Genomic DNA, 12,555 nt, shown 5'->3' with positions numbered 1-12,555 from the left:
ACTAAATAATATATGGATTTTGATTTATCCATTTTAATCTCTAGTCTATTTTGAATGAGTTTTATTTAAACAATAAAATTCGGTCTAAAAAACATTTTTATAGTTCTACTATGATTATATAGATACTAACTGTATTAATTCGTTGAGATTATTTTCGGGATACGAGAAGATTCTTTTGGCAGTTTGCAGACAAAAGAATCTTATTGACAAAACTGGGATGATTATAAATACTAAGCATATATTTAAATAAAGATGACTAATAAGTGTAATAAATTAATATAAGCAGAGAAAGCTTTTGAAACTTTGAGTAATAACTTTATTTTATATTCCAGAAGTATTTTGGAATAGTATTTACAGCTAGGTTAAATATTTTATAAGACTAACTATTTTATATTCACTTATACTGCAAGTATTACCAAATATTAAATTTAAGATTTTCTTATAAACTATATCTGAGCTCATCAATAGATTTATCAATACAAATAAGTTTAAGATTTTCTATAAGTCAAAATATAATTATATTAATAATATGATTTAAATAGCATAATTTTTAGAAAAATAAACATAAAATCTATAATGTCATTCTACTAAAAATCTGATTTTATAATTCTATTAGCTTCATAGGCTCAGTTTTCTTATTATAAACTGAGCCTCACTTCATAATATGGTGTGATTATAGCAGAAATATTTTTAGAACCTATATAACCTTGACTTAAAACATAGACTTCTCTCCTCTTATTTTAATTTAATACCTCTGGTCTTTTATTTTTTATGGAGGATGGGGAAATTATTATCTTTTTTCAGTCTTTCAATCTGAATACTATTAAAACTAATTTGCTCGTATTTAGTTAGGGCAATATAACTTTTTTCAAAACTTTTTACTTGATTTATATATGTTAAAAACTATACCTTATTAATTTTATCTATTACTATTAAATCTTTGCAAGTATGATTTTGATTATTTTATTGAGAGTTTCATTTGTATTTTTCTGGGTCTTCAGAGCTTTAAAACATAATGTTTAAGTATATCAATTATCACTTTACTACTTCTAATAAGATTTTATAATGGGCTTTTTATATAGTTGAATTCATGCTCAGTTTATATGATTTTACCTAAACTACCTTATATTTATATATCTATTAGTAGGCTTATATAGTCCATATTAAACAAGATAAATTCCGTCAATTAATAATATAATAATTGACGGAATTTATAGACTCAGCTTTATGTCCTAATACAAAAATATTTTGGGGGAGTATAGGAAGTATTGGTTACTCATAGATAGTCAAAAAATATTACATATCGAAATATATAGTTATGTTTTCAATTAAATAATCTCTCTTATCGACAACTCTTAGTTAAAATCCCCTTTAACATTTAGCATTATCCTCATCTATTGACTAACTATATTTACAGCTTCATTAATTAATTACTATTGTGTCCGCAAGACTGTATTTTATGGCTATAGAACAAGGTTTAAGGTGGCATTAATAAATAGTATTGATGGTAATATAACCCCTTATAACCTAATTATAAAATTCTTAAAACTCTATATAATATAACTCTCTAATATGAGCTATAGAACCTCTCATGCTTTTTTATGAAAGTATCTCATGGCCATGAAAAGAGGTTTTGATGTGATATTGTATTGGATGAAAAAAGACTGCGGTATTTACTAAGTATTAGAGGTTTGGTTACTTTACTTTTATATAATCAAGTAGGAATTTATATTATTACAATAATATATTCTACAAGTAGAAAAATTAAGAGATAAATAATTTTCATTAACTATAAATTCAAGCTGTCAGTAATATCCGAACACAATCAAATAGTTTTACATTTAATAAATGATATCAATATGGCCTAGAATCATTGGTTTACTTGGTAATTGAGCTAATCCAAAGTTTTTGGGTAAATTAAAGGAGAATATGGAAAATAAGAAAAGCAAGGTAAAATTACTCTTATACAAGAATAATTTCATTTCTCTCATATTTTTGCTAAGAAATTGGATTCAGACTGTAGTCTTCTTTTCATGACCATCTCAATTAGGCAATTTGGTCCTGTAACTAGCCCATCCCGCTGGGGAAGTATATTCGTATTAGTGACTAAGTCTAATTGGCAGTTGGCAAGAATTGTAGCTAAAACTACCTTCATCTCAAACTGGGCAAAAGCCATACCAATACAGAGTCTTTCACCACCGCCAAAAGGGATAAACTCATAGGGAGAATACTGCTTTTCCAGAAAACGTTCTGGATTAAATTGCCAGTGGTTTGTGTACAGGTCTTCTCTTTGGTGAACTAGATAAATACAACCAGTTACTACTGTCCCTGGTTCTAACTCGTAACCACATAAAGAAATCCTATTTTCCACTACGCGGGGAAATGTTAGCATTCTCAAGGGGTATATCCGCAAGGTTTCATTGCAGACTGCATTTAAATAGGGGAGCTGGAGTACATTGCTAGGTTTGAAAAACTTCCCCAAACTGTTAATTTCCAACAACAGTTTTTCTTTAACCCTGGGAATTTTATGAATCCAATATAAGGCCCATACTATCGCTGTTGCTGTAGTTTCATGTCCTACTATTAGCAAGGTTATTAGCTCATCGCGCAATTCCTCACATGTCATAGATTCTCCATTCTTATCCTTTGCCGCAATTAACAAACTAAGAATGTCCGTACGGGACTCATCGGATTTTTTGAGATTTTCTTCAATCTCTGCATATAAAAGTCTATCTACTTTTGCTTTACAACGAATAAATTTACCCCAAGGACTCCATGCACCCAAATCTTTTTGTAAAAAAGGAAAATAAAGTTGTAGTACTTTATAGGGTGAACTCCTAATATGGTCGAGCATTAGAACCAAAGATGTTTCCAACTCTTCAGCCTGTTTCCCCTTATGTGATCCAAGGACTGCCTGCATTATCACCTTTAAAGTAATAGATTGAATTTGCGATTGAATACAAAAAGGCTTGCTTACTAACCATTGACTAATAACTTCCTCTGTCACCTGACTCATAACTTGTCCATAAGTACGCATTCTGTTACCGTGCAATTTAGTCATTAGTAATTGACGCTGATGATGATGTTCATCACCACTAACTGTAATTACAGAATGTCTACCTAGAATTGGTTCAAAAACCATATTTCCATTTTTCAGTAATCTAAAATCCTGGTTATCATTAGCCAATATTTGCTTTAATGCTTCTGGATTACTTACCCAAACCTCTGGCTGATTCAGCTTTACCATGAATATATCCCCATAACGCTGGGCACAAGCTTCCATCCAAGATATAGGATTGAAAACAAATTGTAGGATTTGTAACGGTGCAGGTATTTGGAGCTTATTAGTTATTAGTTTCATAGGAAGTTTTACAGTATTTATACTTTTGTGCCACTGAAAATATTTGCCAAGCATTAATTTCTTTGAAATGCTGCCTAAGCTAAATTATGTTGATAATGATGAATTGTAATTAATCTTAACAACCATGAAATTATAAAATCCCCTTGCAATCCATCAATAGTTGTTTATAGCAGGATGTAACAGTCAACAGTTAGGAAAAAGGCATTAACTATGTCCACATAGTAGCTGATAAAGATGTCTACACCTTCAAGCATAATCCCATATGCTTGAAGGTGTAGACATAAAATAGAAAACTGATAAAGGTATACAGAATGTCAGTAGAAAAGTCACAGACAAATATCATTATTCCAAATTTTTATGAGGGGATTCGATACTTTGGGGAAACTCTACCAGATTTTGATAAGTATGGGGTTAAGGCAGCTATAGATAGAATAACAGGTACAATTACCTCACCTACTGATCCTGCAGCAATATATCAGACTCTACTACTGGCAGATGCTTTGCGCTACCTCACCCTACAAATTACTGGAAGTAAAGCATCAGGACATCCAGGGGGATTTGCTAGCCAAGCAGAGGTCTATGCAGCTTTAGTTATGCTAGGCCACAAAAATATCCTCACAGAAGTGGGACACCATGCTCCTGGGTTTTATAGTGCCATGTTTTTGGATCGTTCCCTAGAAGATATGGGAATTTATACAGTACAACAATTATGTGATCGTTTTCGAGAATGTCATGGACTTTTGGGGCACCTTTCTGGCTATATCCCTGGTATTCTTGCTCCAGCAGGACCTCTGGGTCAAGGACAGCATTTTGCTATGGCAGCGGCCTTATTACACAAGGATAAGCTGTTCCCCTTTACTTTAGGTGATGGGGGTTTAGGTGAACCCTACGTCATGAGTGGAATGATGCACTTTAATACTGCATATCCCCATACCACCAACTTTCTACCAGTGTTGGTATGGAATGGTTACAGCCAGGAACACCACAGTATGGTTTCCTTCAAAACGAATGAAGAGATGACTGCATATTGGCAAGCTAGTGGTTTTGAAGAAGTAGTATTGATAAATGCGAAGAATTTTGATGATAAAAACCAAGCGGGAGAATATGTAAATAGTACTGTATTTTCCTTTAGAAAAAGATTAGAATTTACTGCGGCTGTATTAAAGGGTATAGATAAAGCAGCTCGTTCAGCCCTTGGTGGTAAACTTACTATTTTTATTATTAAACAACTCAAAGGAGCAGGTGTTCATACCATAGGAGCTAAATCACATAACTTATATCCAAAAGATACTCTCAATTCCCCTCATATAATTAATTCTCTCAAGCAACGCTCATTGCCTATAGAAGCTTGGCAATTAGTACGCACAAATTGTGAATATGCAGGGGGTGGTGCAGCAGCAAAGACAGTTGTTACAGAATTTGAATTGCATTTACCAGAATTAGGGGAATTACCTTTAGAAGAATATTCCATATGTGGGGAACCAAAAGTCTCCACTGCAGCCATGGGAAATTTAGTATCAAAAGTAGGAAAGCTAGACAGAAATTTCGTAGTTACCAATGCTGATGGTAATGCTGCATCAGGGCTTAATAATATTAATCAGACATTGAAAATTATCCACCCCACTATAGATGATTTATATCACCAAGAACCAAATGGACAGGTCTATGAACCATTAAGTGAAGATGCTTGTGCTGGTCTAGCTACAGGTTTATCCTTAATGGGTGCTAGAAGTTTGTGGTGTTCCTACGAATCTTTTGCCATCAACGGGTTACCAATTTGGCAAACTGTTACCCAGGCAATGGCAGAATTACGCCGTTCTACTCCTTCAACTATTGCTTTATTCACTGCTGGAGCATTAGAGCAAGGACGTAATGGTTGGACACACCAACGCCCGGAAATTGAAGCTTATTGTGCAGCAATGATGAGGAATGGTAATGTGTTTCCGTTATTTCCCCCTGATGCTAACAGTATTCAAATCTGTTATGAATGGGCTTTAACTACAAAAAATAAGGGAATTATAATTACTGCGAGTAAATCGCCTTTACCCGTTCGTACGACTTTTGAGATGGCTAGACAAGGCTTAAAAAATGGGGGAGTAATATTAAAAGAAGTTGTAGGTGGAAAGCAAGTTGTGTTTGCTGTAATTGGTGATATGGTACTGAAACCAGTATTTGAGGCAGCTTCTTTATTAGAAAGGGAAGGGATTGCGGTGAAGATAGTTTCTGTGATTAATCCCCGATATTTATATCGCCCTGGTGATGTCGCTTGGGATAGCTGTTCTGAATCTGAAGCTAATTTTACAAGTGATAACAAATTTGCTGAGTTGTTTGCTGGTGATGCTCTAATTGGGGTTACTGGTGGTGCATTAGGGATGTTAGAACCAATTATGTTAAGAAATAACTGTAGATGGGATGTTTTCGCTTGGAAACGAGGGGAAACCACTGCAAGTGATAGTGAGCTTATGGCATGTAATGGTTTGAATGCAACAGCCTTAGCAAAAAGGGCTATTGAACTAGTACATTGAGGAAAATGAGATGGTTTAGTCCTCGTCTGAATTTTTCTGGGTGGAAAATTATTAATCTGAAAGATTAGCCAATTATGAATAAAAAATATTTCAATACCAGTTTAACGTCGCTAGCTATACCTCGAAAAAAATGATTAGTAAAAGCAATTTTGTGATTAAAAGGTAGTAATTTCATACAAATGTTCATAATTTAACTTAAGATATAGAGTTTTATGAGCAGGTAACTTTTAAGATGGTATTTGGGATTTTAGAGCTCTTGTGGAAAATGATGTCAGTATAAAAGTTAAACAGATAGTAAAAATTGTCTTTAATTAAATGATGTGAGTTAAGTTTATTTTTTTCCTTGAATTTGTATAGCAAGAATTCATCTGCTACATTATCCCTGAAGTAAATATATTGTCAGCCATAAACGTAATTTACCGTATTGTGCTACTAAGAGCAAAATTCCTGCATCCGATTGAATGCTTCCCGCTTTGGTATGTAACGCATACATAGCATATTCTATAGTTGGCGTAAAGATGTTACTTAGCTTAACGTTATTAATCTTATAATATTAGACTTTTATATTATAAATAAGACTTCTTAAGAGTTAGATTGGGCCAAAATTATCTATTGACGCCTTGGTTATATTTTCAATATAAGTCCTAGCAATGATAAAATCCAACTTGGGCTTTGTATATATTAAATAGTCTTTCAAAGGATTTAAGAAGTCTTAACTCCCATTTAGTCCAACATCTAATGAAAAAATTAATCTCTGGTAAGATATACAAAATGAATTTTCAAATTTTTCTATATGCATATAAGACTTGAGCAAAATTTGATATTGGTGGTTTGTGTTCAATAATTGGATAAAGTTGCAGTGGGATTAATTTTAACAATTTGGCAACTATGTTTATGGTAACTTAAGAATATTACTCGATATGCAATCATGATACATAGATGCAAACAAACATAATTGATGAGTTATTGTAGTATTTCTAAGAGTTGTGATTCAACTAGTAAAGTAGTCCCCAATTCTTTTGCCTTAGTCAATTTAGAACCTGCATCTCTGCCTACTATGACATAGTCAGTTTCTTTACTGACTGAATTAGTAACTTTACCACCAGCCTTTTGAATTAATTCTTTAACTTCTTTCCGCTTCAGTGTAGGTAAGATTCCAGTTACTACAAAGATTTTCCCTGTAAGTTTTTGATTATTATTGCTGATATTTTTTGCTTCTAAGGAAGTGGTAAATTTCAAACCTTGAGCTTGTAAACGAGTGATTAAATCCTGATTTTTACTACTCTTAAACCATTGATTGATTGATGAAGCGACTTCTTTACCGACACCATAAGTTTCTTCAATATTTATAATATTTACATTACTCAATTGTTCCACGGTTGTAAATTTGCTTGCCAACCTTTTAGCAGTAACCTTACCTATATAACGAATACCTAGACCATATAATACTCGTGACCAAGATTTTTGCTTAGAACTGGCAATTGAATCTATTAATTTAACTGACAATTTTTCTCCTATATGTTCTAATTTGCACAGTTGCTCTGCTGTTAAGTCATACAGATCAGCAACTGAAGTAACTAAACCCTGGTCTACTAAATGCTGCACAGTCTTCCCTCCTATCCCCTTAATATCTAAGGAATCCCGAGCGACCCAATGTTCAATGGCACCTTTGAGAATCGCAGGACAAGACATATTAACACAACGGGTTACTGCCTCATCCAATAGTTTAACTAAGGCTTGATTGCATATGGGACAATTAGTAGGCATTTTAAAGGGCTGGGTATTGGGAAGACGTAGTTCTACTAATACTCGGATTACTTCCGGGATAATTTCCCCTGCCTTGCGCACAATTACTGTATCGCCAACACGAATATCTAATTGGGAAATATAATTGCCATTATGTAAAGTAGCACGAGATACGGTTGTCCCTGCTAGTTTTACTGGGTACATTTCTGCTAGGGGAGTAACAGCACCAGTTCTTCCTACATTTATGGTAATATTTTTTACCATAGTAGTTGTTTGCTCGGCAGAGTATTTGAGAGCGATAGCCCACCGGGGAAACTTTTGGGTGAATCCTAATTGTTTTTGCAAGGATAAGGAATTTATTTTTACCACTAATCCATCCATCATATAAGGTAAATTAAACCTTTCTGTATCCCACTGCTGGTAATAGTTGATAACCTCTTCTAAGGATGTACATAAGTATTTGTAAGAGTTAACCTTGAAGCCAATTTTTTGCAATAATTCCAGAGATTGCCAATGATTACTAACAATTTGTTCCTCTTCATTTATATTAGGTAAATGTAGAGTATAGGCAAAAAAATCTAACTTACGTTGAGCAGCAATTTTAGGATTTAATTGTCTCAGAGTTCCTGCTGCTGCATTGCGGGGGTTCGCAAATAAACGCTCTCCGGCTTTTTCCCTTTCGTGGTTTATTTTTTCAAATACATCAATTGATAAGAATGCTTCACCCCTTACTTCCACGTGTTCCAAATTCTCCAAACCTTCCAGGTTTAAGCGTAGGGGGATAACACGAATGGTACGTACATTATTGGTAATATCTTCACCAATAATTCCATCACCTCTTGTTACGCCCCGGACAAGAATGCCATTTTTATAGGTTAAAGCTAAAGCTAAACCGTCAATTTTCAACTCGCAGATATATTCAATGAAACCAGATTCAGGTGCTTGTCGTAACCAACGTTCTTCCCATGCTTTTAACTCCTTTATATTAAAAGCATTTTCTAAACTGTACAGGGGAACATTATGATAAATCGAATTAAAATGAGTGGCCGGCTTTTCTGCCACTCGCTGGGTAGGGCTATCAGCTGTAACTAATTGGGGGTAATGAAATTCTAAATTTTGCAACTCCCGGTAAAGATTATCATAGATAATATCCTCAATAATCGGATTATCTAGGACGTAATAAGCATAACTAGCTTGTTGCAATAATTGCCGTAATTTACTAACTCGTTTTTTAACTTCCAAGCACATTGATTTCAAGAGACTTGCTTCTGTTTATTAACTATTAAAACTTAATACATTTTATTCCTCTACATTTAAATTTATCCATTGTTTGGGTAAATTACATTTGGTTAAAATGCGAATAAACATCCTTGTTATGATTCACAAAAAAGAGTAACTATCATTGCACAGCTAAAAGCTTATTAAAGGGTAAATATCTTATAATTCTCTCTTAAATGGGAGATGTGGTGTTAGCGAAGTCTTTACTAGGATAATCGTATTTAAACCAATTTTATGATATGCTTCCACATAAAATAGATTTAAATATCATGGTCAACACATTTTACTTCTTATCTACCCAGAATAGATAACTATCTAACTTGCAAAGGTAATAATTTATATTACTCAGCAAACTAATTATACAATCAATATGCTCTGCTAGCATAGCTGATGTTAAAATATAATAATAAAAACTAATACTCTTTTTCTTTTTACCTATGAATATTCCTAGAAAGTCTGACAATAGTATCATTATTTAGACTATTAGGGGAAAAAATTTATTGATAATTAAGTCTAATCAACGTTGAACTTACTAAATAAGTTGAACTTACTAAATAAAAAAGATAAGTTAGCCGATCTTATTTTCCAATTAAGGTACTTTACAAGGATCCTAATTAATTAGCATCTATAAATATTTATCTTGATCGAAAAACATATATAATTAAGTTTATTACTAAACTTATAGAATAGTTATTAGTTTCGTTATGAAAATTTCTTACCTAGTCTCTACAATTTAAAATTAACCATGTAAATGTAATATGGTTCACTATACCATTTGGATTTCTGCAAAAATATAAATAAACCTTATCAGCTACCTGAAGAAATAATCTACTTTACTCACACTATATAATTAATATTATTTTTATTTGGGTTTCTTCCCTCCTAATATCAATTTTCAAAGTTCCGGAAGGTTGTCTGCAAATACTTGTAGCTATTTTAACAAAAAAAATGTGACTTTATCTGACAACGTAGTTTCCCAACTCTGCTCTCAATTTCTTAAATATACACTTAGCAATAATGATAAAATTTGACCTGCTGCAATTTGTGAGAGCAGAAATTATGAGGGTTTGGATTGCTTGCTTCACATTAATTTTTATACTAGCCAAATTGTTTGACTGGGCACAACAATTTTCTTTACCCCTGCCAGTTTGCATTTTAGGTGGGGTATTTTTGTCGCTTGTTTCTAATCATGAGAAATTATTTGGTTCTTCTTTACGGAACACATTAGGTACAGCTATAGAAAAATCCAATGAATCGCTGCAAATCAATGTTTCAACTTCAGAGTCTGCATCTTTTCCCTTAATTAACTCCTACCCACAAGACAATATCTTAGAAGTAGAGAATAAAGAGTAATATAAATTTCATATTTTGTTTTATTTTCATGGAAATGCTTGTTTTAGCTTTGTTTCAGTAAGAGTGTAGGCACAGAGGAATCATTCCTAGAGTTTAGTTAGCTGCTAATACAGCTAAAATTTTTGGAGTCTATAAAGGTAAAGGTGAAAACTTATGTTTATTTATTCCTCTACTTTCTAATCCCTATTTTTCGCTATTTGCCCATATTACGCTTCATTTGTTCTAATTCAGCTTCTGTTTCCCAACGACGGAACTTTTCTTCTAAATTATCATTGCTGCTATAAAAACCATTGGTGCTAGACCATCCAGCAGCATCACACTGTTGTACTTTATTTTGTGCCTTAGTACTAATTCGTTTTGCTTGGACTTCAGTTGCTTTTGCTTTTACTTCCTGATGCCGAATTTGAATTCTGTGTAATAGTGCTTGTGCATAGCTAAGGCGTTCCTTTAGCCCTTGCATTTGTCCCCAAAGTAAATTTCCTTGATGCAGTAGTGAGGCTTCCCTTTCCTGAGCTGCATTTGCTAAATCTGGACGATTAGCATTTTTTGCTTTCTGAATGCGTATATGCCATCTGTGAATTTCCTGAGCTGTGGAAAGAGTCTCATCTTGCGATTGCTGTTCTTTTACTTTTAATTCAGCAATCAATTTTAAAGTGTCTTCCTCCTGTATCCGCAACTGTTCCAATAATACTTCTAACTCCAAGTGTGGATTCCTACGCAGGAATTCTTCCAAACGGTTTTCTAGGAATTGACTTAAATCATCAAATAATGGCACCGCTACAACTCCAGAAATCTAATACTCCCCTTATTGTAGTCATTATCATATTGAATATAAAGTATCATAGTTTTATATTTAATATGTTTAATTATAATTACAATTTGCTCTTAATCATCAGAATCTAATTACAACATATTTAATGAGAGTAAAATGGCAAAACCCTTAATGGAAATATTACGGATGAAAATGTTGCAGCTAATTAGCATCCTAGCAATCACAGTATGAGAGTTAGGATCGTAGGATATTGAAAATATCAAACTACTCAGAGAATATTACAAATATATAAATAGACTTAAATCTAACACTAGCCTATCAAACACAACTATAAATAACCCTAAAAGGAGACATACTAAAAAAGTAACAATTAGCAACAATAAACGTATATAGAGGGATATACAAAACCAGGAAAATAACAGTAATAATATTATTTAAAAGCTACAATTAGTTTAGGTTAAACAGATAATTTTAGGAGTTCATAAAAATAAAGATATGAATTCTATAAACGAAGAAAGTTTATTAATATATAAATCCAAATTGAAACATATAAATTAGTTGAATTTATAGAGAGAAACTAAAACTTTAACATACATAAGATCAACTGTATCTTGATCTTATGTATGTTAAAACGCTTATAGCATAATAGTTATAGATATTTATGATAAAAATATAAAAGAGATAGAATAAAAGCTATTTCTATATGCATAAATTATTATAATATTTAACCAAAAACCTGACTTATACTAATGTATAGAGTAACAAAAATATACTGAAATCAAGAAAAGATAAAATAACATTTATAGATTTACCAGTATTTATTTACTATTACTTAATAGGGAATGATAATAGTAATGTTTTAAACAAGGTGGGAGTATTAAAAATAAATGGATAAATATTTGGTGAAGATAGGTTATACACATCGAATACAGTGGGAAAAGATATGGTGCTCAGCATTCAAGGATAAAAATCAAAAAGCTAAGAGGTATAAATACTATTTAGTTATGATTATAAACTCTCACTTATTGCTTGTAATAATAAATCTATACTATTTTAAGAGTTATAGATATCCCTAAATATAAACATATTTAAACCGGTATTTATGCCAATTTTTCTGCTTACTATAGTAAAACACATTATCTACATACTTGTAGAATTGGAATATATTTATTGTCTGCTCTAATTTAATTTTCTATTCCAATTTTGTTTTGCCTGTACATTTCTCTATTATAATTCTATTAATTTGCTTATTATCTACCCTATTACTTTTCTAAGTTAAATAGTTGCTCATAAATATTATTCTACTACCAAATCTTTCAATACCATAGTTCTGTACGGTAAGTTTTTCCATATCTATGATTATCTTCCAACAAGTATATGTATCTTAGAAAGGTACTAGCATCTAAATCTTTATTAGAAAAAATATGTAGATTTTGGGATAATGATTGTCTAAATTATTTACAATAAAACTGTCCTAATATAATTAAATTATCTAATTATAAATATCAAATCTACAGCAT

The 12,555-nt window shown here is 32.3% G+C and carries 5 protein-coding genes; 2 read left to right on the top strand and 3 right to left on the bottom strand.

Going from position 1 to position 12,555, the window contains the following annotated elements:
* Window positions 1-1,987: 1,987 nt before the first annotated feature.
* A complete protein-coding gene (locus RINTHH_RS07325) occupies window positions 1,988-3,361 on the bottom strand; it encodes a cytochrome P450 (protein ID WP_044304859.1) in 1,374 nt (457 codons plus the stop codon).
* A gap of 311 nt (window positions 3,362-3,672) precedes the next feature.
* Between RINTHH_RS07325 and RINTHH_RS07320 the strand changes: the two genes are divergently transcribed.
* Window positions 3,673-5,886, top strand: a complete 2,214-nt coding sequence (locus RINTHH_RS07320) for a phosphoketolase family protein (protein ID WP_008234842.1) — start codon at window positions 3,673-3,675, stop codon at window positions 5,884-5,886.
* 963 nt (window positions 5,887-6,849) lie between these two features.
* On the opposite strand, the gene ligA is transcribed toward RINTHH_RS07320, so the two are convergent.
* Window positions 6,850-8,880: an NAD-dependent DNA ligase LigA gene (gene ligA / locus RINTHH_RS07315; RefSeq protein WP_231291173.1), complete on the bottom strand. Its 2,031-nt coding sequence runs from the start codon at window positions 8,878-8,880 to the stop codon at window positions 6,850-6,852.
* 1,074 nt (window positions 8,881-9,954) lie between these two features.
* Here ligA and RINTHH_RS07310 point away from each other — a divergent pair.
* On the top strand, window positions 9,955-10,263 hold the full coding sequence (locus RINTHH_RS07310) for a hypothetical protein (RefSeq protein WP_231291172.1): 309 nt from the start codon (window positions 9,955-9,957) through the stop codon (window positions 10,261-10,263).
* A 193-nt stretch (window positions 10,264-10,456) separates the two neighbouring features.
* On the opposite strand, the gene RINTHH_RS07305 is transcribed toward RINTHH_RS07310, so the two are convergent.
* Window positions 10,457-11,038 carry a TIGR04376 family protein gene (locus tag RINTHH_RS07305; protein ID WP_008234834.1) on the bottom strand — a complete coding sequence of 194 codons (582 nt, stop codon included), beginning with the start codon at window positions 11,036-11,038 and terminating at the stop codon, window positions 10,457-10,459.
* Between the last annotated feature and the right edge of the window lie 1,517 nt (window positions 11,039-12,555).

The organism is Richelia intracellularis HH01, assembly GCF_000350105.1.
GTDB classification, from domain to species: Bacteria; Cyanobacteriota; Cyanobacteriia; order Cyanobacteriales; family Nostocaceae; genus Richelia; species Richelia intracellularis.
This window is presented reverse-complemented; position numbering and strand designations above follow the sequence as displayed.

Excerpts from the sequence above, each read along its gene's own strand:
- RINTHH_RS07325 (WP_044304859.1), bottom strand. The coding sequence starts at position 3,361 with ATGAAACTAATAACTAATAAGCTCCAAATACCTGCACCGTTACAAATC.
- RINTHH_RS07320 (WP_008234842.1), top strand. The coding sequence starts at position 3,673 with ATGTCAGTAGAAAAGTCACAGACAAATATCATTATTCCAAATTTTTAT.
- ligA (WP_231291173.1), bottom strand. The coding sequence starts at position 8,880 with ATGTGCTTGGAAGTTAAAAAACGAGTTAGTAAATTACGGCAATTATTG.